Origin of the sequence: Alteromonas hispanica (assembly GCF_010500915.1) — a bacterium.
Taxonomy (GTDB): Bacteria; Pseudomonadota; Gammaproteobacteria; order Enterobacterales; family Alteromonadaceae; genus Alteromonas; species Alteromonas hispanica.
This window is the reverse complement of sequence record NZ_JAAAWP010000012.1, coordinates 24,683-49,979: the sequence shown is the minus strand read 5'-3', so window position 1 is coordinate 49,979 and position 25,297 is coordinate 24,683. Positions and strand designations below refer to the sequence as shown.

The following is a 25,297-nucleotide window of genomic DNA, read 5'->3' as shown; positions in this document are numbered from 1 at the left end:
AATCATGTCTCTTTTACCTAACCCGAGGATCACTAGATGGCGAAAGTCGCGATTGTAATGGGTTCTACTTCAGACTGGCCTACCATGCAGCAGGCCGCAAAAATGCTGAAGTCTTTCAACGTTGAGTTTGACGCCAAAGTTGTGTCGGCCCACAGAACACCCAACCTACTAGTAGAGTTCGCAGAAAGTGCCGCAGACGAAGGCTTTAGTGCCATTATTGCAGGTGCAGGTGGTGCTGCTCATTTACCCGGTATGATAGCGGCACATACGCATCTGCCCGTGTTCGGATGCCCAGTAAAGTCTAAAGCCTTAAGCGGTTTAGATTCGTTATTGTCTATTGTTCAAATGCCTAAAGGCGTGGCTGTAGGTACACTTGCTATAGGTGAAGCGGGCGCTGCTAATGCGGGGCTGCTAGCGGCTCAGGTTGTTGCACTTCAAGATGAGAGTGTTCGCGATGCTATTATTGCATTTAGACAAGCGCAGAGCGATACAGTGCTAGCGTCAAGTAATACGTTGGAGTTAGATGAATGAGAGTAGTTGTTTACGGTGCAGGTCAACTAGCACAAATGATGTACCTAGCGGGTAGCCCTTTAGGTATTGATGTTCAGGCTGTAGACGTAAACAGCGATACAGTAGTTCATCCGGTAAGTAAAACCCCGTTAGATATTCCTCTTGATGAAGCCATAGAGGGTGCCGATGCGTTAACGGTTGAGTTCGAGCATGTGCCCGAGCGTTTACTAGAAGTAGCGGCACAAACAAATAAACTGATGCCGAACATTCAAAGCATTTTAGTTGGCGCTGACAGAGTGCGTGAAAAGCAGTTGCTGCAGTCCATGGACGTAGCTAATTGTGAACATCAAGTGGTTACACACTTAGACCAGCTAGATGCTTGCGTGGATGCACTAGGTAACAAGCTTATCTTAAAGGCAAGTCGCGATGGCTATGATGGCTACGGTCAATGGCGCCTCAGCGATGAATCAGAGTTACCCGACCTGAAAAAATCACTGCAAGGTTTAGACTTAGAAGCGGTGCCTTTAGTGGTTGAAAAAATGGTGAATTTCGACAGAGAGCTTTCGCTTATTGGGGTACGCAATGCGAAAGGAGATATTCGCACCTATCCGCTAGCGGAGAATCTGCACCACCAAGGCCAACTTCATGTATCTGTGGCTCCTGCTACTAATGTAGATTCTGAGCTTCAAGAGCAAGCTCATACAATTTTTACCAAACTGGCAGAGGGTATGGATTATGTAGGCGTGTTAGCCGTTGAGTTGTTTCAGGTTAGCAATACCCTGCTAGTAAACGAATTAGCTCCTCGAGTTCATAACTCAGGTCACTGGAGTCAATCAGGGGCCGTCACCAGCCAGTTCGAAAACCACCTCAGAGCAGTATGTGGGCTTCCTTTAGGTGACACGTCTCCACTAGGTCCTAGCGCCATGGTCAACATTATTGGATGCAGCAGCTTTTCTCGCGAATTGCTCAGTATTGATGGCAGTCATCTGCATTGGTATGGCAAGTCGGTACGAGAAAAGCGCAAGATGGGGCACATTAATGTGACAACACAAAGCTACCAGCAACTTGGTGAAAAGCTTATGGCACTTGGTCAATATCTGCCGTTGGAATATTTTCCTAAATTAGTTGCCGAAGCGACGCGATTAAAAGGTTGACAGTCAACTTTTTATCGCTAGAATACGCATCCGCTGTCTAGGCAGCAGTTTTAAAAAGTGTGCCGACTTAGCTCAGTTGGTAGAGCAACTGACTTGTAATCAGTAGGTCGCCAGTTCGATTCCGGCAGTCGGCACCATTTTTCTTTTGTATTACGTAATTCTTACGTAAACTAGTTCCGTTAACCTTAACGGAGCAATATCTCAATGTCCCCTATTTCTTTTTCGCTGTGTTTTCTACAACGCTCAACCTTGTTGATTTGCATGATGTCGTTCGTCTCCATGACAGCTTTTGCACACGGTGGCAATAGCCATGATGAAACAGTTGAAGACAACGCTCAGATTGTATTAAAAGACGGCTATGCCCGAGCTACATTTCCAATGGCGAAAACTGCCGCAATGTATTTTACTCTTCACAATATGTCTGAAAATGAAGTTCGCTTTGTCAGCGTAAGTGTCGATGAAGAAGTAGCAGATGAGGCGCAAATTCACACCACAGAGATGCAGGGCGACGTTATGCGTATGCGCCACGTAGACAAAGGAGTCAGTGTGGCGGCAAACGGGCATATAGCTTTCGCGCCTGGTGGGTATCACATTATGTTAATGGGTCTTAAAAACGGTTTGCAAGCAGGTAGTGAAGTGAAGCTTACGTTGAGCTTCGATTCTCTCAAAGACCTGCATGTGGTGTTACCAGTAAAAGAAGAGAATAAAGGTATGCAGCATCACGGTCACCATTAGCGATGACACATTATCATTGAAAAAGGTTTTAGGTCATCTATAAATTAGATGATCACAATCAACTTAATACGCGTTATTTATACTAAGCTTTAGCGTATTCTTTACTCATACGGTCAGCGAAATAGCTAACGACTTTTTCAAAAGTGTTAAGGAGCGAAACATGAGCAAGATAGACATTGGAATTTCAGAAAGTGATCGTAGCGAAGTAGCACACGGCCTTAAAAAGCTGTTAGCCGACTCTTATACCCTATATCTTCAAACGCATAACTTTCATTGGAACGTAGAAGGACCCCAGTTTCGGGAATTGCATTTAATGTTTGAAGAGCACTACACCGAACTTGCAGAAGCGGTTGATGAAATTGCAGAGCGAATTCGTACATTAGGCGTTGCTGCTCCAGGAACCTATAAAGCGTTTGCAGAGCTTAGCGCTATTGAGGAAGTTGATGGTGTACCTGAAGCTACAGAAATGGTGCGTTTACTAACCCACGGTCACGAGCAAGTGGTAAAAACTTGTCGAGAGTCGTTAAAGCTTGCCCAAGGTGCCGACGATGAGTCTTCTGCTGCACTCATTGGTGACCGAATGCGTGTGCATGAAAAAACAGCGTGGATGCTTCGCGCAACGCTTCCAAAATAAAGCGATTAGTAGAAGTTTGTTAGCCTTTTAATGAGACTATATATCGGGTTTGCTTGTAGCGAAATATACATAAACTAGTTAAAAGCGAGTATTTCCAGATAAACTGCGACGAATAAAACTAAGGGTACAGCTATGCTGTACCCTTTTTTGTATACTCTGTTCCAACAAACTTTCAAAACCTGACTTTTAAAGCGCCTGCCATAGAGACGAACTTGGTGGACGTGAGAAGTTAGGTTTATGGCTCGTGAACGAGCCCCAACAAGCATTGAGGTACACATGAGAAAGTCTGCAATTGGGTTACTAAGCCTATGTAGTATAAGTTTAGCGGTAAGCCAAAGCGTAAACGCCAATAGCCACAACGACTCACCAACAACAGACGCTATAACAGTAACCACTCTCGCGGAGGGCCTTGAGCATCCTTGGGGAATGGTTTTTCTACCAAGTGGAGACATGTTAGTGACCGAACGCGCTGGCGGTATTCGTCGTTTGACAAAAGACGGCGTGCTATCGGAACGTTTAGAAAATGTGCCTGAGGTGGTTGCGAATAATCAGGGCGGAATGCTTGATATCACTGTTGATCCGGACTTTAGCGAAAATAATACTGTGTACTTCTGCTACAGCAAACCCTCAGACGATGGCCAAGCTGGTAGTAGCAGTAGTGTGGCAAAAGCAACGCTAGCTAATAATAAACTTGAAAACGTTGAGGTTATTTTTAGTGCCTCACCTGTTATAGATAATGGGTTTCACTTTGGCTGTCGACTTGTGTTCGATGCTGATAAGTCGCTTTACATTACTCTTGGCGATCGCTACAAATACATGAAAGAGGCACAAAATACGAACAATCACTTTGGGAGTATTGTGCGCATAAATCGTGACGGAAGCGTGCCTGGAGATAATCCCTTCATCGATGGCGACGCTCCTGAAGTATTTAGTTATGGCCATCGAAATGTTCAAGGGGTAACGGTACATCCGCAAACCGGTGCTGTTTGGGCAATGGAGCACGGGCCGAAAGGTGGCGATGAAATCAATGTTATCAAGAAAGCCGCTAATTACGGTTGGCCAAAAATTACCTACGGCATTGACTACAGCGGTGAAATTATCAGTGATAAAACCCATATGGAGGGCATGGAGCAACCTTGGCTTTATTGGGACCCTTCTATCGCACCAAGCGGGCTGACTTTTTACATTGGTGATATGTTTAAAGAATGGCAAGGCGACATTTTAGTAGGCTCGCTTAAATTCACCCATCTTCGCAGAGTGGAAATAGAAAACGGAAAGCCTGCTAAGCAACACGAATACTTGCGCGAGAATGGCGCGCGTATTAGAGACGTTGATGTTGATAGTAAAGGTGCAATTTACCTTTTAACCGATGCGCCGAACGGTAAAGTACTCAAACTAACTAAGTAACACTAACTAAGTAAGTAACTAAGTAGCTAAGTAACTAAGTAACTAAGAAACCAATGAGTAGCTAACTCCGCCAGCTTATTGAAGCAATAAAAAAGCCGAGACAACTCGCAATGTTATCTCGGCTTTTGTCTTTTTATGAAACGGCGGTTTAAGCTTGAAGCGTTAAATTCGCGTTTCGCGTTACTATTTATCCTCGTGCTGTGCGTCGCTTTTATAGCGCTCGAACCACGCAAGAATATTCCCGACTTTTTGTATTAGCCTAGACGGCCGACTGGCTATGCCATGAGATGCGCCGGGTATTCTTACCATGGCGGCATCGACGCCTTGAAGTTTTAATGCTTGATAATATTGTTCAGACTCGCTGATGGGAGTGCGATAATCCGATTCTCCGGTTAACAACATAGTAGGCGTAGTCACATTGCCCACCAAGGAAAGAGGGCTGCGCTTCCACAATTTATCTGCAATATTCCAGGGCATATCAGCCATCCAATATTGGCTAAAGAACGGGTATGCGTCGGCGGTTAAAGCAAAGCTCATCCAGTTAATTACAGGCTTTGCAACCACTGCAGCGGCGAAACGATCTGTTTTGCCAATAGACCAAGCGGTAAGCACACCGCCGCCTGAACCACCAGTAATAAATAGGTTGTCTGTGTCTACGTAACCCTTATCAATAACGGCATCTACCACATCCATAAGGTCGTTGTAGTCTTCAGAAGGGTAGTTGTGATGTATTAAATTGCCAAAGTCTTCGCCATAAGAGCTACTTCCACGTGGATTAGACCATACCACCACGTACCCCTGAGCAGCCATCAATTGAATTTCCATGGCGAAATGCGGGCCATAAGCCGCATGAGGGCCGCCGTGGATCTCTAAGATTAGTGGGTACTTTTTGGTCTTATCAAAGCCAGGAGGTAGTGCAACCCAGGCGTCAATTTCTCTTTCATCAACACTCGAAACCACGCTTAAATCAATCACTTCAGCGAGATCTTTGTGACCAAGCGCGTCCTCATTAAGATTGGTCAATGCCTTATCATCACCGCGTTTGCGATATAAGGTAAGGTCGCCAGGCATACTCCTTGCGGCGCTTGTGTAAACAATGGTCCCTTCATCACTAACTGCAAATGCGCCTGAGGTGTAAGGTCTGCCAAGAGACTGACCACCCATAGACACATCTAGCGGACTAACATCACCTTTAAGATTTACCGCAGCTAACTTGTTGTGGCCTTCGTCGAGATAAGAAAAAATAAGGCCGCGACTATCTTTTCGCCATTCGAAGTCTCCAACAGCGCGATCCAAAGACTCAGTCAGTCGCGTGATATCGCCACTTTTAAGTTCCATAATCATTAAGTCGCTATTTTGATATGACAACTTGCGATCATTGACATGACTAAAGGCGAGATACTTACCGTCTGGGCTTAAGGAAGGAGAGCCTTCAGGTCCTTCCATACTGGTTACTTGCTCAGTTTCACCTGTGGTTACCTTAACTCTATAGATGTCGCTAAAAAGTGGATGCAACGCGTAATCTTCTCGATTAGGTGTTGCGAAATAAATCCAATCGCCGTCTTTTGAGAACGACAGTGAGCCGCCACTGGGGAATTTACCTGTAGTTAATTGTCGTGGCGTACCACCTTCAACAGGCAGCACGTATATTTGATTATATCCTTCACGCAGGTAGCCTCTGCCATCGCCGCGGTATTGCGTAGTATCAATGTACGTTGCTTGTTCAGCCCACTTAGCCCCTTCAGGCTTTGATGGCATAGCGGTGAATATTGGCGTGTTTTTCTCTTCAGTAAACAGGCTAAAGGCCAGCGTTTCACCGTCAGGCGACCACGTTAAATTCCCGGGGGCCTCGTCGGTATTAGTAAGGCGAACAGACTGCTGAGTATCGAGATAATACAAATGCAGCTGTGTTCTGCCATCGACAGCTTTCGTGTACGCAAGAATGTTGCGATTAGGGGAAAGCGTTGCTTGAGAAACGCTTTCATCTTGAGCAATAAATGGCCGATGTTTTCCTGACTTTATGTCCACTTGCCATAATCTGGCTTGCCTGCCGTCAGTCATAATGTCTAAACTTTGGCGGCTGTAGATAACCGTATTATCGTTGATAAATTGCGGGTTTGAGACAAACTCTAAATTAAAAGTGTCATTGTAGGTTAATGTGTTATGACTCGCATCGGCGCCATCAACAGATGGGTTATCGGCTGCGAATGTGGGCATTATGCTAACGCATAAGGCGGTCATTACAGCGCATGCTGCTGTTGAACGTTTGCGAGCCTCAGAAGGGTGAGCAGACATAGATTATCCTTTTTTGTTATTACTGCATTTTAAGGCGTAAATATCGTATTAGTGAGGCAGTTACACCACACCAATTTGCCAAAATACGTCATTGAGCAAAGTATCATTATCTTCTACACATAACATAGCCTGTTGTTTTCACTCGTGTCATCTGTGTGCGGCAAAGTTACATTGAGATGTGATAAACAACGCAGCTCATCTGTTTTTAAGGCTTATCTTTCCTACTAAAATGTCTTTAAACATCACCCAGTCGCCTATAAAACTGTAAAGGGGATATTGGAAGGTTGCGGGTTTGTTTTTCTCAAAGAAAAAATGTCCTACCCAAGCAAATCCATAGCCTACAAGCGGAATTAACCAAAGATAAATAAATGCATTACTAAATACGGCTATCGCAATAATGGCAAGCACCAACCAAGAACCAATAAAGTGGAGGGTTCTGCACGTTGCATCTCTATGTTCCGCAAGATAAAACGGATAAAATTCATCAAACGATTTAAAACGCTGCTCGGTGGGTATTTCATTGCTCATGGTGTTACGCTCTATCGTGATTAAGTTAAAACGGCATCTCAATTTACACTAAATTAACATGTTGCCATAGTGAACAATGTCGTTTGCACGACAAATGCTCACAGAGGCAAGAGCAGTGCTAACGCTATAAAGTGCAGACAGCCTTGTATTTTGAGAATAACTACCCCATATTCCTCGTCATGAATTTGATAAGAAAAAGGCGCGCATGATGGAAAATATAATTGCTAACACACAGGCAACTATTGTTGATATTACAGTAGAAAATTTTCAGCAAATTATAGTTGAGGCATCACAAGAGAAGCTGGTGCTTATCGATTTTTGGGCCCCGTGGTGCGAGCCGTGTAAGGACCTTCTACCCATATTAGAAAAGCTTGCTGGTGAATACAGTCAGCATATGATACTCGCAAAGGTAGACTGCGAGGCGCAGCAAGAAGTTGCCGCTCAGTTTGGTATTCGTAACTTACCTACCGTTATGGTGGTTCAAAACGGTCAACCTGTAGATGGCTTTGCTGGCGTGCAGGGCGAGCCACAAATTCGTGAAATGTTGCAGAAGTATTTACCTAATCCAGAAGATGAGCTTCTTGCAACAGCAGGTAAAGCTATTCAACAAGGCGATTATGCAGCGGCATTACCAGCGGCTAAAGAGGCTGTTGATCTAAACGCTGATAACGTGAATGCGAAGTACATGCTGATTGATTGTTTTATAGAAACCGGCTCTATCGATGTTGCCAAGCAGTTGCTGTCCGAAATAAAACTAGTGGATCAGGACTCTCGCTTTAAAACCTTAAATGGAAAGGTTGAGCTTGCAGAACAGGCAGCTGATACGCCGGAGATACGTCAGCTGCAGGCGACGGTTGAAGCTAATCCAGATGATTTACAAGCAAAGGTAGATTTAGCTGTTCAGCTTCATCAGGCTAATAAATCACAAGATGCTCTTGCGCTGCTATACACGGTATTGAAAAAAGAGTTGAGTTTTGGCAACGCAAGACAACTCATGATGGATATGATGAACGCGCTTCCAGATGGCGATCCGTTAAAATCTGAGTATCGTCGTAAAGTCTATAGCTTGCTTTACTAACCTACGTCTTCTATAGCTATAGCTTGGTGCTGTAGATTGGCTCTGTACGCAGTGTTCTAATTTTAGCCGGCGCTGCGTGTTTTGCTTTCATTTGCAGGTAACATGCGGGTGGTTTTCTCTATTTTAAAGGGCTGTTTATTGGGGAAAAGCCCTCTTGGTGAAGCCAATTAAGAGCCTGAAAATACCGCTCAAAATATTGTCTTTCGTATGTAGGAAACTCAAGGTCTCGTTGTTTAGACGGATGAGTGCGCTCAAGGTGCGCTTTTTTCACCATTCCGCTGTCTAATACATAGGCAGAGCGGCATAATCCCATAGTAATGTTAGTTTTTATGGCTTCCGATAGGCATGTCTGACAATCTGGTGTTGCCAACACCCAGCGCCTACCGTCCATTAGTGCGGCCCAAGGTTTTCCCTCAAAACGCTTTATAAGCGAGTGCATTTCCTCTACAAAAATCTGAGTTGTTTTCAAATTCCAAGCGCCCACAGCAAATACTTCTAACACGTTGCCAGAGATATCGACAGAGTAATTGCCATAAGGGGGAAATTGCATTGTTACTTCACTACCGCTCTGTGCTAAAAATGTATTGTTTCGTATACCTATCTTTAATTTTATAGCACATTTTTTGCGGTTGGAAATCCGATTAGGTATAAAATTTTATACTGTGGATTAAACATTTTACACCTTCAACGCTTTTAGTTTCGTGTTTGTATGCTAGCGACGATGGGTTTTGCTAAGGTAAGTGTGACTAAATAAAGAGAAATTTGTTATGGCGTATCAGCAATTTTATACCGGTTTTCTTGAGGCGAATGAAGGCAAGCAACAGTATACGTGCCACAGTCATTATTTTTGGCCAGACTGCACCAAAGACGCCATGATTGAATACTGGGACGACAGTGCGCGCTATGTCGACGCGAAGTGGGGGTATTTTTTCGAAACATTAGTACCCGAACTACAACGTAAAATAAGCCGCATTATCGACACCAGCTTGCCCGAGCAGATTGTATTTGCATCGAACACACATGAATTACTGTATCGCATTATGAGTTGTTTAGACCTTTCTGACGCTATTACGGTTGTTTCTACCGACAGTGAGTTTCATAGTTTTCAACGTCAAATTACGCGCCTAGCCGAGCACGATAATATCAATATTGTGAGCGTACCTACGCAGCCTTTCGACTCGTTCAATGAACGATTTAAAGCCGCTATATCGGCGCATCAGCCTAATTTAGTGTTTTTTAGTCACGTGTTTTTTAATTCAGGTTACGTGGTAGAAGATCTAGATGGCATTGTAGAGAGCGTAGAAAACGAAGATACCCTTATAGTGATAGATGGTTACCATGGATTTATGGCAAAGACTACCAGCCTTCGAAATATTGAGCAGCGCGCTTTTTACTTATCTGGTAGTTACAAGTATGCACAAGCTGGCGAAGGAGCGTGTTTTGCCCACATTCCAAACGGGTGCACCTTACGCCCGAGATATACAGGCTGGTTTGCTGAATTCGGCACGCTAGATAAGCCTCGTTCAGGAGAAGTTCAATATAGCACCGACGGCATGCGTTTCGCTGGTGCCACCATGGACTTTACCGCATTGTATAGGTTGAGAGCAGTTTTACGATTATTTGATAAGAATAACTTGAGTGTGGAGGCCATAGATAAGCATGTTATGGCTATTCAGCGTCACTTTTTGTCAAAGCTTGATAATTGTGACCATCAGCAGCTCACCAGAAAAGCGCTGGTGGTGAGCGATGAAACGCGGCGCGGCCACTTCCTCACATTTGAACTAGGCAGTGCAGAAGAAACAGCGCAACTAGCTAACGCACTCAAGGCGCATAATATTCTTACCGACTACCGAGGAAGTCGCTTGCGCTTTGGCTTTGGTTTATATCATACCCCTGAATATATTGATTTAAGCGCGCTGGCTAAGCACTCAAGCAAGATTTAACAATTAACTGATACGCAGTTACAAACACGCACTAACAAAAAGGAGAGGCCCTATGTCATGGTTCTTACCCGCGCTGGCCATGGTATTGATTATTGAGGGGCTTGGGCCGCTCTTATTCCCTAACAAATGGCGTAACTATCTCCAGAAATTAAGCCAACAGCCCAGTAATGAGTTGCGTCGAATAGGTGGGGTATTGGTGATAATGGGGGCGTTGCTTTTATTATTTTTTGCATAGGATATTTTTGACGCAGAAAAAGCGGTTTTTTCAAAGGCTGACCGTTTGTTCAGGTTAATCCTTCAAGATAGTGGTTAGCTACATACTAACTCTTTATAAAAGAGAGGGTTAGTTAGTGTAAAACGCGACAAGCACGATTTTGACTATGGTTCCTTAAAGACACTTTGTTCTCTGTGACGTATTTTTGTTCGAAAAACAGATGATCCTTTGCGTAGAATTTTGTAGAATCCCCGCCTAATTTTCTTACACATATGATTCATGGCAAAGAACGTTGTGGTACTCGGCACTCAATGGGGTGACGAGGGTAAAGGCAAGGTCGTAGACCTACTCACAGATCGCGCAAAGTATGTTGTTCGCTACCAAGGCGGGCACAATGCGGGTCACACTCTAGTAATCGACGGTGAAAAAACCGTACTTCACTTAATTCCATCAGGCATCCTACGCGATAATGTTACCTGCATAATTGGTAACGGTGTTGTGCTTAGCCCAGACGCACTTATGAAAGAAATGACCATGCTTGAAGAGCGTGGCGTTCCAGTGCGCGAACGATTGAAGATCAGTGAAGCTTGTCCGCTTATTCTTCCTTATCATATTGCACTAGACGTAGCGCGCGAAAAAGCACGCGGTGCGAAAGCAATTGGTACAACAGGTCGTGGTATCGGCCCTGCGTATGAAGATAAAGTAGCCCGTCGCGGTTTACGTGTTGGCGACTTATTTAATGCGGAAGATTTCGCAGCCAAGCTGAAAGAAGTGCTAGACGTGCATAACTTCACGCTAACTCAGTACTATGGTGAAGAAGCGGTTGATTTCGACGAAACCTTAAAAGCTGCGATGGAAGTTGCAGATATTCTTAAGGCCATGGTAGTTGATGTTACTGACGAGCTGGATAAAGCCGATAAGAACGGTTTGCCCATTATGTTTGAAGGTGCGCAAGGTACGCTGTTAGATATCGATCACGGTACTTATCCTTACGTCACATCATCTAACACTACGGTTGGTGGTGTAGCAACTGGCGCAGGCTTTGGTCCGCTTAAATTAGACTACGTGTTGGGTATTGTTAAAGCGTACACCACTCGTGTTGGCTCGGGTCCTTTCCCGACAGAGCTTGATTGCGAAGTAGGGCAGCACCTAGGCGTTAAAGGTCACGAGTTTGGCGCTACTACCGGTCGCAAGCGTCGCACAGGTTGGTTTGATGCCGTTGCAATGAAACGCGCTGTACAAATTAACTCAATTACTGGTTTCTGCTTAACCAAACTTGATGTACTTGATGGTTTAGAATCACTTCAAATTTGTGTGGGTTATCGCGATGCCGAAGGTACTGTAAAAGACGTGCCGCCTATGGCAGCCGACGGCTACGACAAAATCACACCGGTTTATGAAGAGATGCCCGGTTGGTCAGATACTACGTTTGGTGTCACTGAGTTTGATAGCTTACCTCAAGCAGCGAAGAACTACATTAAGCGCCTTGAAGAGCTAACTGGCGTGCCAATTGATATTGTTTCTACAGGCCCGGACAGGAAAGAGACTATGGTTCTGCGTCACCCATACGACGCATAATCACTCGTTCTGCTTACAAAGTTCTTAAAAAGCCTAGCAATTGCTAGGTTTTTTTTAATCTACAGTTTTTTAGATTTACGCGGATTGGTTTAAATTCGCACCTCAAATATCAGCCGACCTCAACATTAATTAACAATTAAGTTGCGTTCACGCAGAACATGCCTATTAATGTATTATCAGTTATCACTATTTTTCCAAGCTGACAAAGCCAGTGGAGCCTTCATATGCCAAATAGACCAACTCTTCATGCCATCGAACCTGGTATCTGTTACATCGACAATGTTAAGAAGCTAAACGCCGCTTACCGCTCTGGAAAAACGCAATCACTCGACTGGCGCAAAACGCAATTGTTGGCATTAAAGCGTATGCTGGAAGACAATCAAGCGGCGTTACTAGACGCGCTCAAGCAGGACTTAGGAAAATGTGAAACCGAAGCTATGGTGGCAGAGCAGGGCTTTTTATTGTCAGATATAGACCATACGCTTAAGCATCTCGACCAGTGGGTAAAACCTCGTAAGGTGTCTACACCTATGGTGGCCTGGCCAGGGAAAAGCTATAAGCAACCGGAGTCACTGGGTACGGTATTAATTATTGGGGCGTGGAATTACCCATTACAGCTATTACTAGCGCCTTACATTGCAGCGCTAGCCGCGGGCAATTGCGCGGTATTAAAGCCTTCGGAGCTATCTGCTGAAACCTCAGCATTAATAGCAAAGCTTATCCCTCAATATATGGATGTGTCTTGTGTCGAGGTTATCGAGGGTGGAAAAGAAGAGTCTACTGCGCTACTGGCCTGTAAATGGGACCACATTTTTTATACTGGCGGTGAAGCGGTAGGTAAGGTGGTAATGAGTGCTGCCGCTCGTCATTTAACTCCAGTTACCTTAGAGCTTGGCGGTAAAAGTCCATGTTTCGTTGACAAAAATACCAATTTGAAAGTAACTGCCAGACGAATTGTTTGGGGAAAATGGATGAACGCTGGGCAAACCTGCGTTGCGCCCGATTATATTATTGTTGAAAAGGGTTTTGAGCAGCCGCTTATAGAAGCCTTGAGAAAAGAACTTAAAAAACAATACGGCAAATCGGCATTGGCTTCACCGGATTATGGAAACATAATTAACCAAAGACACTTAAGTCGCTTACGCAGTTATTTAGATAACGCGAACGTTGTGTACGGCGGCGATTTTAATGAAGAGCGCCCAGCGATGGAGCCCACTTTGGTGCTAGAACCATCCCTTGATAGCGCCATTATGCAGGAAGAGATTTTTGGCCCTATTTTGCCCGTAATTACCGTGCCTTCACTCGATGACGGTATTAACTTAGTCAACGAAAGGGCAAAGCCACTTGCTCTGTATGCATTCAGTGATAACGACGAGGTACTCGACCGGATTATTAGTTTAACCAGTTCAGGAAGCGTTTGTACCAACGACACTATGCTGTTTATGACAAACCCAGAGCTTCCGTTTGGCGGAGTAGGCAATAGCGGAATGGGCAGTTATCATGGGCGCGCAGGCTTCGATACATTCAGTCATTTAAAAACGGTGATGAAGCGCTCATTTGCACTTGATGTGCCCTTTAGATATGCGCCGTTTTCCAAATTCAAACTCAAACTGCTTAAGAAATTTTTATAATAAGGACTCGCTATGCCACAACCTTTTCACCTAGCTATACCGGTCACGAACCTAAACGATGCTAATGCATTTTATGGCGAGCTTCTCGGCTGTGAAAAGGGGCGTAGCGATACTCAATGGATAGACTGGAATTTCTTCGGACATCAGTTGGTAACTCACTGCGTTAATGAAATGCCTTCACCGCCGGCATACAACGGCGTTGATGATCACGCAGTCCCCGTTCCTCATTTTGGTGTGGTGCTAAAAATGGAAGATTGGAACGCACTAGCCGAAAAAGCTAAAGCAGCGAACATCGACTTTATTATCTCGCCTTATGTTCGTTTCAAAGGTCAGCCAGGTGAGCAGGCCACTATGTTCTTCAAAGACCCATTTGGTAATGCATTAGAATTCAAAGCATTTGCAGATATAAACCAGCTGTTTGCTTCTTAATGATTGTGAGCAAAGTCACTATCTATTTCACTGCCTTAATTAGAGCATGAAGGTAGGCAGTTACCTGTTACACTGGGCAATCCGGTTTATTTTTTGAGTGTATTTTGAAAAAAGTTCTTATTTTAGTCGATGTCCAAAATGTGTATTACACCTGTCGTCAGGCTTACAAGCGTAACTTTAACTACAATCGCTTTTGGCAGCGAATTAACGCCAACGGTGAAATTGTAAAAGCATTTGCCTATGCCATAGACAGAGGTGATATCAAGCAGCGCGAATTTCAAAATATACTGAAAGCCATTGGTTTTGACATAAAGCTCAAACCTTTTATACAGCGAGCGGACGGCTCGGCCAAAGGTGATTGGGATGTGGGTATTACGGTAGATGCGCTGCAGCACGCCGACAGCGTAGACGAGGTGGTTTTAGTGTCTGGCGACGGAGACTTTGACATACTCGTTGAGGCGCTGAAAGCCAAGGGCAAAGCCGTACAGGTATACGGCGTACCGGCACTTACTGCACAAAGTTTGCAAAAGGCGGCATCGGAATATATTTCCATCGATACCGCACTGCTGCTCTAAAACCTTACATTTGCCAGTGTTTGGGGCTTGCTGGCAAAGCGCTTCGCCTGGCTTTTACTCGGCGGGTAACACTATGCTTTTACCACGACCACTTGCTTCTGAGGCCGCATCAATCCCTTTAGCAGTGCGCTTTATAAGATGAACATCGCCAAATCTTCTGTTATCAATCACATACCCCATGCCTTTAAGTTTTTGCACTGTGTTAGCGTTAAATCCATCATGCATTCGTATTGTGTCTTTAGGGAATAACTGATGATGAAAGCGCGGGGTGTTAACTGCATCGTCAGCACTCATGTCGTAAAGCAGAGCATTTAAAAGCGACTGTGCTACCGACGATATAATGGTAGTTCCGCCTGGTGAACCCGTTGCAAGTACCACACTATTGTCTTTTGTTACTAGGGTGGGTGTCATAGACGACAACATGCGCTTATACGGCTCAATGGCGTTGGCTTCGCCACCCACGGCACCGAAGAAGTTTGGTACACCTGGCTTGGCACTAAAGTCGTCCATTTCATCGTTTAACAAAAAGCCTGCGCCTGTAACTACCACTCCACTGCCGAACGTAAGGTTAATGGTTGTAGTATTGGCAATTGCATTCCCCCACTTATCAATTATCGAAAAGTGCGTCGTGTCTTCACTTTCAGGTAAGCCAGGTTTTACATTTGGCGTAGGTGAAATCCTGTTTGGTTGAATCTCTTTTGCTCTGTTGGCGATATATTGCGGCTGAGTGAGCGCTGTTACCGGCACGCTCACAAAATCAGGGTCGCCAAGATATTCCGCTCTATCGGCAAACACCCGTTTACCAATCTCTGACATAATATGGATGTATTCACTGCTGTTTTGCTCTGGGAGTTCGCGATTGGCTGTAAATGCTTCTAGCATACCTATCCACTGTGCTACAGCTACACCGCCTGAGCTAGGAGGGGGCGCAGTAACTAACTCGTAACCTTGCCAGCTAATTTGAAGAGGATCGCGCCACACTGCTTTATAGGCTGCCAAGTCATCGTGACTAATCAAGCCGCCATTCTGCGCCATAAAATCTACAATGAGGTTAGCTACACCACCTTCATAAAACCCACGCTCTCCTTCTTTTTGTATTGTTTGAAGCGTGTTCGCTAATTCAGGTTGTTTAAACAGGCTTCCCGCCTTTGCTTGCTGAAAATACTGCGCAAAGTTGCTGTTTATATTGTTTTCTTGAGTGCGGCTAATATAGTTTGAAATATTGTTGGCAAGCTTACTATGAACAATAAAACCGTCTTTTGCCAAGCGTACCGCCGGAGCAAGTAAGCGTTGCCAGCTTAGCGAGCCATATTTCTTATGGGCCGCCCACATTCCTGCCACTGTGCCAGGAATACCAGACGCTTTAGCACCAAATAGCGATTCATAAGGTTTTACATTGCCATTAGCATCCAGGTACATATCACGATGAGCGCGTTCAGGAGCCATTTCTCTATAGTCGAGAAAATTTGTGGTGTCTTCAAACTTAATGGTCATGAAGCCACCGCCACCAATATTGCCCGCCTCGGGTAACGTTACTGCAAGTACAAATTGTGCTGCAATGGCGGCGTCAATTGCGTTTCCACCTTCTTGCAATACTGCCATCGCCGCGTCGGCACTATAGCTGTCTGGCATGGCTACAGCATGCTGCTTATTTGCGTTTTGGATTTGCTCGGCATTATTAGTTGCGGTATTAGTTGCGGTATAGGTGCAGCTCGCAGTGAGAAAAATGGCTGCTACTAGTATTATCCTTTGTATCATTTGGAGCTCCTGTATCCTAATTGAAGATCAACGCGCGTTAGTTAACCCAGCATAATAACGCTGGCAATAAAGTACGCAATAAGTGTCAGTACACCGGCAAAAAGTGCATAAGGTATTTGTGTTTTTACGTGAGTTAACACATCACACCCCGCAGCTAATGAGGAAACTGCGGTCGTGTCTGAAATAGGAGAGCAATGATCGCCAAAAATACCACCACCAAGTATAGCTGCTACAACCAGTGAAGGCGGTAACCCTAAGCTTTGAATTAAAGGAACGCCTATGGGGATCAGTATGGCAAAGGTGCCCCACGATGTTCCTGTGGTGAAGGACATAACCGCCCCTGCAATAAACAACATAGGAACAATGAAAACAAGGGGTAGGTATTCGCCTACAATACCGGCAACAAACACACCGGTTCCCAGATCTTTAAGACTATTGCCAAGGGTAAGCGAGAGCAACACTATGGTAACCAGTGGAAGAAGTTCTCCCATTCCTTTAAAACCAATATCTACCGCTTCCTTATGGGTAAATCGTTTGTGAACAAGTAATAAACCATAAGCAACGGCGGTTGCTAACGCAGTAGCATAAAGCACAGATTTACTGCCACTGCCTTGAGAAAGTACACCATCACCAGTCCAAAACATGAAACCAACCATACTGAGCACCATCACCAACAGTGGCAGTATCATAAAGCGCGCTTTTGTTGCAGGTGCCGATTGTTGCGTTACATCGGTTTGTGAGAGAGCCTTTTCCTCTTCAAGCATGGGACCGTGCACCTTGTCGGCCGATATGGTGTAAGCCACAATGAGCAAGGTGAAAATAGCATAGAAATTAAATACTACGCTGCCCCACAAAATAGAAGCAGAAGAGGCGGGCAGTTCGTAGGCGTCGAGCAGGCTTAAAATGAATGCCCCCCAGCCATTGAGTAAAATTAAAATACAGACAGGGGCACTTGTTGAATCGATAATATAGGCTAACCGCGCTCGGCTCATGCCAAATCTATCGTATAAACCTCGGGCGAAAATACCGGCGGTTAATACGCTTAAATTAGACTCTATAAAGACTGCAATGCCGGTAAACATAGTAAGTCCGCCAACTTGCTTGCGTGTTTTTGCCACGCCTTTCCCTACCAAAAAATTTACCGTGGCGGTTACTCCACCCGAATCGCGTATAAAAGCTAACAGCGCGCCAACTAATACTGAGAAAAGTAATACTCTGGTATTACCCGGACTCGAGGCGGTGCCTACTACTCTTTCAATAGCATTAATGGGAGCAAGGTAGCTCTCTGTAATACTGGTATTAACGAGTATTAGCGCTTCAGCGCACAGCACAGCAAGTGCCAATGCAAGAATGACTTCTTTTTTCCAAAAAACAACGGCAATAGCCACAATAGGGGGGATGACTGACATCCAATCCATACTACTTTCCAAATCTTAACGTACTTATAAATTGCGTGGGTGGCGCTTACTAACGTGACTAACTCGCAGAGGAACTGCGTATTTAGCGGCGATCAGAATAGCTTACACTGTGCTAGCTTACTGATTTATAGTAGCCTACCGTATTGTGTGCGTTGTTACCAAGGATTAGATAAACATTGTCATTTTTTACGTTCAAAAAAGTTACTCTCCGCACTAGCAAAACAACGTGCTCATTGTTTTTCACCTACACGCTTTTCATTGCAAGTACGCTTTTCACTTGCGCGTCATTTCCAAGCTACGCGCAAACAAGTCATAGCGCTGCGTTAGGCATTCCGTCAGGTAATGCTATTAGCTTAAACGCTGTGAAACACATGATTGGGCAAAAGTTAATTCTCGACATTCGCTATTTTTGTGAAGACAACACGCCAAGTAAACAGTGCCGTAAGCCTGTAACTGCAATGCCCCAGTCATTGTTAACGTTACTAAGTAATCAAAACATTGGTGGCATTATTTTGTTCAGCGAGAACATAGAAAATGCATCACAGCTGATTAGTTTGAATTATTCACTGCAAGCACACATGCAAAAAGCGGGTCAAAGCCCTTTGTTCATTGCCATTGATCAAGAAGGGGGAAGAGTCGCACGCTTACCCCATTCTATACTGCCAGCTTTTGCTGGAAACCTCGCTATTGGTGCATCCGCGCATCAACATGGCAACATTTTCGCCAAAAATGTGGGCGAGCACATAGGTAAAACCTTATTGCCTTTGGGGATAAATACGAATTTTGCACCGTCTATCGATATCAACAGCGAACCGAAAAACCCAGTTATTAACGTGAGAAGTTTTGGTGAAAACCCCGTACAAACTGCAGAGCTTGGCGAAGCGTTTGTGTCGGCAATGCAAAAAGCTGGTGTGTTAAGTGCGGTGAAGCACTTTCCCGGCCACGGAGACACCCATGTGGACAGTCACTCAGGTTTACCTCGAGTAGACCACACGCTAAAAGAAGCACAATCTGGTGACTTACTGCCTTTTGCAAATATCATCAATAGTGCAATGCCACCTGCAATGGTGATGACAGCGCATATTCAATATCCCGCTTTAGACGACACAACCATTAGAAATAAAAAAGGTGAGCTGCAAGTGGTACCGGCTACCTTGTCGAAGCGTATTTTGACCGATACTTTACGCAACAGCTTACGGTTTAACGGCCTTATTATTACCGATGCTCTTGATATGGCCGGTATCTCTCAATTCTTCACAGAAGAGGACGCTGTTTTACGAGCATTTGACGCCGGTGCTGACATTGCGCTTATGCCCTACACCATTCGCAATGGTAAAGACATAGAAGCGTTCAGCGCGATGATAGAACGCATTGCTATACAAACAATGGAGAGCGGTGAGAAAGTAAAAGACTTAAAGGCTTCCTATCAGCGCATATTAAGAATGAAGCAACACAATCAACTAGCGCGCTTTGTAAGCAAGCCTAAGTCGTGGTGGCTGCAAGAGGTTGGGGCAAACCGTGAAGGTTTGTCTGAAATGGGGCCAGATTCTCACAAACCTACCCAAGTGGCTAAGAGCAATAGCACCTTGTTTATAAAGGGAAAACAAATCGAGAAAGCGCTTTCTGAGGCGTCTGTCACGGTACTTTTTGGAAAAGACAAACTTCCAGTGAATAAAAGTAAGTGGTTAGCACTTATGCCTGATGCGGCACGCTGCTTAGCTTTCGAAAAGGCGCTATATGACAGCCGTCCAGATGCAGAATATGCTTGCTTACCGCTCACCGTATTGCCGAATAAGGCGTTAACTAAGCGACTTATAGCGCAAACCGATTTAATGGTGATAGGCGACATCACACCATTACACGCTAACTATGAACTTGGCGGTGCAGATCAACCGTCTTTACTTAAGCAAAGGGCCAATGAGTCTGATATTAAAGCCTTCTCAATACAGGCTATGCAAACAGCAAAGTCTCTCAGTAAGCCAGTAGTTTTTGCTGCACTGAGAATGCCCTACAGTGCAAAAGCTGCAATGGAATTTGCAGATATAGGTATCGCCACTTACGACTACGCTATTACTATTTCTGAAGATGCCGATAGAAAAGACAGACCTTCAAATAAAGAAAAAAATAAAGAGACAGACACTCGAATTTCCAGTCAAAGCTTACGCACTCTGATAAAAGTTTTGGTTGGAAAATTAGAAGCGAAAGGTCAGTCGCCGGTAACATGGAAGTAGCAAAATTAAAAATAAAACCGAATGAAGTAAGTACTTGCAAACCAGATTTTTATCTCGCTTAAAACCCCTTCTTTTGTGATGCTTTTTCTGAAATGAAATCCTTAAAAGGCGATTTATTTGACGAAGCAAAGTAACGGTTTATATCGAAAAAACTTGAGGTATTTTTTAACACAGTAGTGCTAAAAAGTAGAGCAGACTAGCCTGAATAAAACACCGATTTTTTTCTCAAAGTGTTACCTAAATTCAACTGTTGATATATCAAAGTTTAATGACAAATTGTCTCCCTCGCGCTCTTTTTTGCTCGCTCTTCTGAACGAAAAATTTCCAAAAGCTTAGTTGGTTGTGAGTGCTTACTATCGATTAAAGTTAACTTTTTATATGTTTTTGTTTTTTATTTTTTGTAAGTGTGCGCTCACTTACATATGACCTTAGTGACTTATCTCCTGTATTAATTTGCCCTTTTGTAATACCCATGGTCACAAAATATTAATCGCTCGCAGCGTTGTCAGGATAAATAAGATACGGGGCGCGCTGTTTTTCAAATTGCGACAATTCGGCGTGCCAAGACGCTTTAATTTCGCTGGCAGTGGTGCCCATTATTATGGCCTTTCTAAGTGAAGAATTTCCGGCAAGTTTGTCAAAGAAATCTGGCCGCGTGAAAAACGTTTTTTGCGCCTCATTCATCTTGCGATAAACGTCTATCAAAGGCTGTAATTTCAAGCCGGAAATGCGAGCTGATGCGACATCGTTTTCGTTCAAGATATTGGCATAAATGGTCTTGCCGTTATGCTTCGGTTTGTTTGCTCCCGCATTGGGTGTAACCTCAACTTTATGCTCGCCTAATTTAACTTCTGGGTGACCGATGAGCTGAAAGGGCATATCAGTACCTCGACCTATACTTACAGCGGTGCCTTCAAAAAAGCATAGGGTCGGGTACAAGCGTATGGCATTGTCATTAGGCAGATTAGGGCTAGGTGCAATAGGAAGAGAGTAGGAAGTGCTTCTGGTATAATTTGCCACGGGGATAACGGAAAGTTCAGCGCGGGAATGTGTATCCAGCCAATTTTCACCCACTATCATTCTCGCAAGCTCTCCTAACGTCATGCCGTGTAAAACAGGAATAGGATGCATGCCAATGAAAGAGCTAAACTTCGGTTCTAAAATTGGCCCATCTATATGGGCAATGTTGGGGTTAGGCCTGTCGAGTACAATAACATCGATATTATGTTCGAAGGCTGCTTCAATAACGTAATGCAGCGTACTCAGATAAGTATAAAAACGTACGCCTACATCTTGAATATCAAAAACCAATATATCGACATTTTTAAGCATGTCTGGCGAAGGTTTTTTCAAAGCTCCGTAAAGAGAGTGAATGGGCAGGCCGGTTTTAGCATCTACTTCACTACTTACCTTTTCACCTGCGCTTTTGTTTCCTCGAAACCCGTGTTCGGGCGACATAATGCTTACAACATTGATGCTGCGAGCAAGTAAGGCGTCTAACAAATGTTGAGTTTCATGTGAGCGATAATTAACCACTGAGCTTTGGTTTACCACTAGGCTCACGCGTTTACCCGTTAATAGCGAAAGGTATTTATCGAACTGCTCTGCACCTACACGTAGGTCATGGTTGTTATAACTGAAATAGTCATAGTTGAAATGAGCATTCTCTTGGTAAGTACTCTTGGCATTGGCAGTACTCGCATCAGTATTGAGACTTTCAGCGTGGGAAGCATTAGAGACAGAAAGCCAGGTCGCTACGATCCAGAATACGAAACCCCAGAATGCTAAACCCCAAGAAGCCAAATTAGCGCTTCGCTTCATTTTCACTGCTTACAGCCTCCCTTAAGTAACCTTGGTGGTTGGTTAAAATTTTAGTTGCCTGTTCGGCATCATTGCCGGTAAGCACCATTAGAATGGCCACTTTTGCTTTGTTATCACAGGCGTTAAGTGCCTGTATGGCGGTATTCTCATCACACTCGGTAGCCTGCATAACAATACGGCAAGCCCGCGCTTTGAGCTTTTCGTTGGTTGCGTTCACATCCACCATTAGGTTTTCGTATGTTTTACCCAGCTTCACCATGGTAGTGGTACTAATCATATTCAAAATCATTTTTTGTGCAGTACCCGATTTCATTCGCGTACTGCCACTTAGTGCTTCAGGCCCCACCACCGGGCAGATAGAAATTGCCGCAGGTTCAGATATTGCAGCATCTGGGCTGCATGCAATGGCTGCTGTTGAACAGCCAATGCTGGCTGCATAACTTAAAGCACCGCTTACATAGGGCGTACGGCCACTGGCGGAAATACCTATTACTGTATCGTTTGCTGTTAGTGAAATTGCCAATAGGTCGGTTTTGCCCGCCGCACGATCATCCTCTGCGCCCTCAACGGCATGCACGATCGCCTTATCTCCGCCAGCAATAATGCCCAATACCAATGAGTCTGGCACACTAAAAGTGGGGCGACATTCAACGGCATCTAGAATTCCCAGTCTGCCGCTGGTTCCAGCGCCGATATAAATGAGCCGGCCGCCAGCCTTAATGCTTTTTGTAGCAGCATCTACCGCTTGTGCAATAGCAGGAATTTGAGTTGCCACGCTTGCCGCAACTTTTGCATCTTCCGCGTTAATTTTTGATAGCACGTCAACGGTGGAGAGGGTATCGAGTTCGAGTGTGTCGGGGTTTCGCCCTTCAGACACAATGCGTTCCAAGTCGTTAAGTAGTGAGTGAGAAGATACAGGCGGTCGCGGTGTCATGCAGAAAACTCTTTTAAACAGTTGATTACGTCGTGTTAAGCATAACGGCAATCGCATTTGGACGAAACGTTTGTTCGCTATTCTTAGCGCCAATCAATACGTGTGCTTTTCCTAGGCACAAAGACAAATACGGTGACGTTGATCTCATGATACAATTATGTGGTTTGTTTTATAAAAGGATTACTCTTGCTGTGAGTGTTTTATTGTGAGTCGTCAAACTCAAGCCATTATTCATGCAGATGCACTACTGCAAAACTTTAAAACCTTGGCTTATACGGCAAAGCAAAGTCAGTCAATGGCTGTGATAAAAGCCGATGCGTATGGTCATGGAGCCGTGAATGTGGCGCGCATACTTCAGCACGTATCTTCTCGGTTTGCCGTTGCCATTATGGAGGAAGCGGTAGCACTTCGTGAAGCCGGAATAACAGCACCAATTGTCGTTCTTGAAGGTGCTCACCAAGCCAAAGAATGTGAAATGGCATGGCAGTATAACTGCATTTTGGTAATGCATTGCACTGAGCAACTGCAATGGATGCAAAAATGTGAAGCGCACAAACGTCCTCACATTTGGCTTAAGGTAGACAGCGGTATGCATCGATTAGGGTTTCCGCTAGAACACATTGCTCAGATAGTTGAGCAACACCAAGTATTAATTACGAAAGAAACCACATTGGTGACTCACTTTGCCAGTGCTGATGACCCCGACAATGACTTTACTCAAACTCAAATGTCTGCGTTTAAAAAAAGTGTTGCGTCGTTATCTATGCCAGTGAGTCTCGCCAACTCTCCCGCTAGTGTGAACTGGCCATCCACGCAGGCTCAATGGAACCGACTTGGAATAGGAATTTACGGTGGTAAAGTCACTACTGCTGAACCTAGCGAATCTCCAGATAGCGCGCATCTGCCGCACTTACTTCCGGCAATGACACTGCGTTCTAGCATAATTGCTCTGCGCGATATACCTGCTAATGAAAGTGTAGGTTATGGTCAAACATGGCGCGCAACAAAGCCATCAAAAATAGCTACCGTGGCAATAGGTTATGCCGACGGCTACCCAAGACATTGCCCCAATGGCACACCAGTTTTAATAAGAGGTCAGCGCGCTTCGCTAGTGGGGCGGGTATCTATGGATATGATAACCATAGACGTAACCCATATTAACAACGTTAGCGTTGGCGATGTGGTGGAGCTATGGGGAGAAAATATTTCCATAAGTGAAGTGGCACAGCATGCAGGCACCATCGACTATGAACTTATGACTCGCATATCTAGCCGTGTCCCCCGCATTGTCCGATATCAATAACAGTTAATTTGGTGACATTGAAGTCGCTCTCTGAACTCTGACTTCATAAATTGTTATTAACATCTATTCGACAAAAGAATGAGGCGTTTTAGCCCAAGTTGAGCCTATACTGTTTAATGGCAGCAACGTGTGAGGTGAATGTTTCATTTTCAGCAGCGCTGCACTTACACTAAGTGAGGTTTGTATGCGTACGTCGTTTTCAAGACCAAGAGTAAATCGTGGCGTGGTAAGCCGGCCGTCTAAACCTGTGCAGAAAAAGCAATAGCAGGTGGTATCGCTTTACGCGGTAAGAAAGGATACAAATAAGTAACTCACAAAAGCCCAGATGCATAATGATCTGGGCTTTTTATTGCTCACATTGTTCAACCGCTATGTGCGATAGCGACTTTAAAGTTAGCTGTTTTGCGGGTGAAGGTTTGCGTCAATGCTATCGTCGCTATTGTCATCAAACGTATCACTGCTTTCGTTCTCGCTATCGTTTGCTTGGTTTTTGTTCTGCGACGCTGGTAAATAGCGTTCTGGGCGATGATTAAGCGATATCACCATATTCAAGCAGAATGCAGCTAAGATGGAAATCAATACAAGATGCCATTCGATAAACTGCAGCGCACATAAAAGAATCATGCTATCTACAGTTAATTGAAAGAATCCGGCTCTTATATTAAAACGCTGCTGTAAAAAGAACGCCATAATGCCAATGCCGCCCAAACTAGAACTGTGTCTGAACATCATCAGCATGCCTACACCAATTAAAATGCCGCCAAATACCGCTGCAAAAATGGGGTTTACATGGCTTATGTCCACAAATGCAGGAATTTGTTCTGTTAACACCGATACGGTAGTAACAGAAATAAACGTATTGATTGTGAATCGCTTGCTAATTTGTGTCCAAGCAAGTGCGTAAAAGGGGATATTGATTAAGAAAAAGAGTACGCCAAAATCAATATCTATCGCATACGTACCTAACAGGGCTAACCCTGCAGCGCCGCCCACCATAAGATCTTGAGATTGAAACAAGAATACGCCAAACGCAACAAACAAACCCGCGCTAACTAAGGCAAATACATCTTCGATGACACTGTGATCTGGTTTTTGCATGATAAGGTACTTGCGTTAAGAAT

22 protein-coding genes and 1 tRNA gene are annotated in these 25,297 nt (G+C 44.5%); 15 read left to right on the top strand and 8 right to left on the bottom strand.

Translation table 11 applies throughout. The features are described 5' to 3' along the window. The first annotated feature begins 36 nt into the window (after positions 1 to 36). The 6 genes from purE (at position 37) to GTW09_RS15625 (ending at position 4,440) form a co-directional block, all read left to right on the top strand. On the top strand, positions 37 to 531 hold the full coding sequence (gene purE, locus GTW09_RS15650; protein ID WP_163112628.1) for a 5-(carboxyamino)imidazole ribonucleotide mutase: 495 nt from the start codon (positions 37 to 39) through the stop codon (positions 529 to 531). Further along, positions 528 to 1,664 carry a 5-(carboxyamino)imidazole ribonucleotide synthase gene (locus GTW09_RS15645; protein ID WP_163112627.1) on the top strand — a complete coding sequence of 379 codons (1,137 nt, stop codon included), beginning with the start codon at positions 528 to 530 and terminating at the stop codon, positions 1,662 to 1,664. The genes purE and GTW09_RS15645 overlap by 4 nt, the downstream gene beginning before the upstream one ends. 61 nt (positions 1,665 to 1,725) lie before the next feature. Further along, positions 1,726 to 1,801: transfer RNA gene (locus GTW09_RS15640), tRNA-Thr, on the top strand. A gap of 67 nt (positions 1,802 to 1,868) precedes the next feature. Further along, entirely contained in the window at positions 1,869 to 2,399 is a 531-nt protein-coding gene (locus tag GTW09_RS15635) for a copper chaperone PCu(A)C (RefSeq protein ID WP_163112626.1), read from the top strand. 160 nt (positions 2,400 to 2,559) lie between these two features. Continuing rightward, positions 2,560 to 3,033, top strand: a complete 474-nt coding sequence (locus GTW09_RS15630) for a Dps family protein (protein WP_071978522.1) — start codon at positions 2,560 to 2,562, stop codon at positions 3,031 to 3,033. A 276-nt stretch (positions 3,034 to 3,309) separates the two neighbouring features. Then, positions 3,310 to 4,440 carry a PQQ-dependent sugar dehydrogenase gene (locus tag GTW09_RS15625; protein ID WP_163112625.1) on the top strand — a complete coding sequence of 377 codons (1,131 nt, stop codon included), beginning with the start codon at positions 3,310 to 3,312 and terminating at the stop codon, positions 4,438 to 4,440. Positions 4,441 to 4,623: 183 nt separating this feature from the next. Here the strand turns inward: GTW09_RS15625 and GTW09_RS15620 are convergent, their stop codons facing one another. Together GTW09_RS15620 and GTW09_RS15615 are read right to left on the bottom strand one after the other, a co-directional pair. After that, positions 4,624 to 6,657: a S9 family peptidase gene (locus GTW09_RS15620; RefSeq protein WP_239059431.1), complete on the bottom strand. Its 2,034-nt coding sequence runs from the start codon at positions 6,655 to 6,657 to the stop codon at positions 4,624 to 4,626. 273 nt (positions 6,658 to 6,930) lie between these two features. Then, entirely contained in the window at positions 6,931 to 7,263 is a 333-nt protein-coding gene (locus GTW09_RS15615) for an Mpo1-like protein (protein ID WP_163112623.1), read from the bottom strand. 208 nt (positions 7,264 to 7,471) lie between these two features. Here GTW09_RS15615 and trxA point away from each other — a divergent pair, with 208 nt between their 5' ends. After that, entirely contained in the window at positions 7,472 to 8,341 is an 870-nt protein-coding gene (gene trxA, locus GTW09_RS15610) for a thioredoxin (protein WP_071978524.1), read from the top strand. A gap of 118 nt (positions 8,342 to 8,459) precedes the next feature. Here the strand turns inward: trxA and GTW09_RS15605 are convergent, their stop codons facing one another. After that, complete coding sequence (locus GTW09_RS15605; RefSeq protein ID WP_100970849.1) at positions 8,460 to 8,891, bottom strand: hypothetical protein; 432 nt, start codon at positions 8,889 to 8,891, stop codon at positions 8,460 to 8,462. A 217-nt stretch (positions 8,892 to 9,108) separates the two neighbouring features. Between GTW09_RS15605 and GTW09_RS15600 the strand changes: the two genes are divergently transcribed. The 6 genes from GTW09_RS15600 (at position 9,109) to GTW09_RS15575 (ending at position 14,711) form a co-directional block, all read left to right on the top strand. Further along, positions 9,109 to 10,284 carry an aminotransferase class V-fold PLP-dependent enzyme gene (locus GTW09_RS15600; protein ID WP_163112622.1) on the top strand — a complete coding sequence of 392 codons (1,176 nt, stop codon included), beginning with the start codon at positions 9,109 to 9,111 and terminating at the stop codon, positions 10,282 to 10,284. Between the two features lie 52 nt (positions 10,285 to 10,336). Then, complete coding sequence (locus GTW09_RS15595) at positions 10,337 to 10,519, top strand: DUF2065 domain-containing protein (RefSeq protein ID WP_071978527.1); 183 nt, start codon at positions 10,337 to 10,339, stop codon at positions 10,517 to 10,519. A gap of 258 nt (positions 10,520 to 10,777) precedes the next feature. Next, entirely contained in the window at positions 10,778 to 12,076 is a 1,299-nt protein-coding gene (locus GTW09_RS15590; protein ID WP_071978528.1) for an adenylosuccinate synthase, read from the top strand. A 224-nt stretch (positions 12,077 to 12,300) separates the two neighbouring features. Beyond that, a complete protein-coding gene (locus GTW09_RS15585) occupies positions 12,301 to 13,707 on the top strand; it encodes an aldehyde dehydrogenase family protein (RefSeq protein WP_163112621.1) in 1,407 nt (468 codons plus the stop codon). Between the two features lie 12 nt (positions 13,708 to 13,719). After that, a complete protein-coding gene (locus GTW09_RS15580) occupies positions 13,720 to 14,136 on the top strand; it encodes a VOC family protein (protein ID WP_100970851.1) in 417 nt (138 codons plus the stop codon). Positions 14,137 to 14,240: 104 nt separating this feature from the next. Next, complete coding sequence (locus GTW09_RS15575; protein ID WP_163112620.1) at positions 14,241 to 14,711, top strand: LabA-like NYN domain-containing protein; 471 nt, start codon at positions 14,241 to 14,243, stop codon at positions 14,709 to 14,711. Positions 14,712 to 14,765: 54 nt separating this feature from the next. On the opposite strand, the gene ggt is transcribed toward GTW09_RS15575, so the two are convergent. Together ggt and GTW09_RS15565 are read right to left on the bottom strand one after the other, a co-directional pair. Further along, a complete protein-coding gene (ggt, locus tag GTW09_RS15570; protein ID WP_163112619.1) occupies positions 14,766 to 16,469 on the bottom strand; it encodes a gamma-glutamyltransferase in 1,704 nt (567 codons plus the stop codon). 41 nt (positions 16,470 to 16,510) lie between these two features. Further along, entirely contained in the window at positions 16,511 to 17,887 is a 1,377-nt protein-coding gene (locus GTW09_RS15565) for a Na+/H+ antiporter NhaC family protein (RefSeq protein WP_163112618.1), read from the bottom strand. A gap of 176 nt (positions 17,888 to 18,063) precedes the next feature. On the opposite strand from GTW09_RS15565, the gene GTW09_RS15560 reads away from it, so the two are divergent. Then, entirely contained in the window at positions 18,064 to 20,118 is a 2,055-nt protein-coding gene (locus tag GTW09_RS15560) for a glycoside hydrolase family 3 N-terminal domain-containing protein (protein WP_239059426.1), read from the top strand. 486 nt (positions 20,119 to 20,604) lie between these two features. Here GTW09_RS15560 and GTW09_RS15555 read toward each other — a convergent pair whose 3' ends face one another. Beyond that, positions 20,605 to 21,939, bottom strand: coding sequence for an exo-beta-N-acetylmuramidase NamZ family protein (locus GTW09_RS15555; RefSeq protein ID WP_163112648.1), 1,335 nt, complete (start codon positions 21,937 to 21,939; stop codon positions 20,605 to 20,607). Next, positions 21,923 to 22,873, bottom strand: coding sequence for an N-acetylmuramic acid 6-phosphate etherase (gene murQ / locus GTW09_RS15550; RefSeq protein ID WP_203565795.1), 951 nt, complete (start codon positions 22,871 to 22,873; stop codon positions 21,923 to 21,925). Before murQ ends, GTW09_RS15555 begins: the two co-directional genes overlap by 17 nt. 205 nt (positions 22,874 to 23,078) lie before the next feature. Here murQ and alr point away from each other — a divergent pair, with 205 nt between their 5' ends. Continuing rightward, positions 23,079 to 24,176, top strand: a complete 1,098-nt coding sequence (alr, locus tag GTW09_RS15545; RefSeq protein WP_163112616.1) for an alanine racemase — start codon at positions 23,079 to 23,081, stop codon at positions 24,174 to 24,176. A gap of 393 nt (positions 24,177 to 24,569) precedes the next feature. Here alr and GTW09_RS15540 read toward each other — a convergent pair whose 3' ends face one another. After that, a complete protein-coding gene (locus GTW09_RS15540; RefSeq protein WP_163112615.1) occupies positions 24,570 to 25,274 on the bottom strand; it encodes a YitT family protein in 705 nt (234 codons plus the stop codon). Between the last annotated feature and the right edge of the window lie 23 nt (positions 25,275 to 25,297).

Excerpts from the sequence above, each read along its gene's own strand:
- GTW09_RS15615 (WP_163112623.1), bottom strand. The coding sequence starts at position 7,263 with ATGAGCAATGAAATACCCACCGAGCAGCGTTTTAAATCGTTTGATGAA.
- GTW09_RS15580 (WP_100970851.1), top strand. The coding sequence starts at position 13,720 with ATGCCACAACCTTTTCACCTAGCTATACCGGTCACGAACCTAAACGAT.
- GTW09_RS15540 (WP_163112615.1), bottom strand. The coding sequence starts at position 25,274 with ATGCAAAAACCAGATCACAGTGTCATCGAAGATGTATTTGCCTTAGTT.
- GTW09_RS15625 (WP_163112625.1), top strand. The coding sequence starts at position 3,310 with ATGAGAAAGTCTGCAATTGGGTTACTAAGCCTATGTAGTATAAGTTTA.
- GTW09_RS15585 (WP_163112621.1), top strand. The coding sequence starts at position 12,301 with ATGCCAAATAGACCAACTCTTCATGCCATCGAACCTGGTATCTGTTAC.
- purE (WP_163112628.1), top strand. The coding sequence starts at position 37 with ATGGCGAAAGTCGCGATTGTAATGGGTTCTACTTCAGACTGGCCTACC.
- trxA (WP_071978524.1), top strand. The coding sequence starts at position 7,472 with ATGGAAAATATAATTGCTAACACACAGGCAACTATTGTTGATATTACA.
- GTW09_RS15620 (WP_239059431.1), bottom strand. The coding sequence starts at position 6,657 with ATGCCCACATTCGCAGCCGATAACCCATCTGTTGATGGCGCCGATGCG.
- GTW09_RS15590 (WP_071978528.1), top strand. The coding sequence starts at position 10,778 with ATGGCAAAGAACGTTGTGGTACTCGGCACTCAATGGGGTGACGAGGGT.
- GTW09_RS15595 (WP_071978527.1), top strand. The coding sequence starts at position 10,337 with ATGTCATGGTTCTTACCCGCGCTGGCCATGGTATTGATTATTGAGGGG.
- ggt (WP_163112619.1), bottom strand. The coding sequence starts at position 16,469 with ATGATACAAAGGATAATACTAGTAGCAGCCATTTTTCTCACTGCGAGC.
- GTW09_RS15555 (WP_163112648.1), bottom strand. The coding sequence starts at position 21,939 with ATGAAGCGAAGCGCTAATTTGGCTTCTTGGGGTTTAGCATTCTGGGGT.
- GTW09_RS15645 (WP_163112627.1), top strand. The coding sequence starts at position 528 with ATGAGAGTAGTTGTTTACGGTGCAGGTCAACTAGCACAAATGATGTAC.
- GTW09_RS15600 (WP_163112622.1), top strand. The coding sequence starts at position 9,109 with ATGGCGTATCAGCAATTTTATACCGGTTTTCTTGAGGCGAATGAAGGC.
- GTW09_RS15565 (WP_163112618.1), bottom strand. The coding sequence starts at position 17,887 with ATGGATTGGATGTCAGTCATCCCCCCTATTGTGGCTATTGCCGTTGTT.
- GTW09_RS15605 (WP_100970849.1), bottom strand. The coding sequence starts at position 8,891 with ATGCAATTTCCCCCTTATGGCAATTACTCTGTCGATATCTCTGGCAAC.
- GTW09_RS15635 (WP_163112626.1), top strand. The coding sequence starts at position 1,869 with ATGTCCCCTATTTCTTTTTCGCTGTGTTTTCTACAACGCTCAACCTTG.
- murQ (WP_203565795.1), bottom strand. The coding sequence starts at position 22,873 with ATGACACCGCGACCGCCTGTATCTTCTCACTCACTACTTAACGACTTG.
- GTW09_RS15630 (WP_071978522.1), top strand. The coding sequence starts at position 2,560 with ATGAGCAAGATAGACATTGGAATTTCAGAAAGTGATCGTAGCGAAGTA.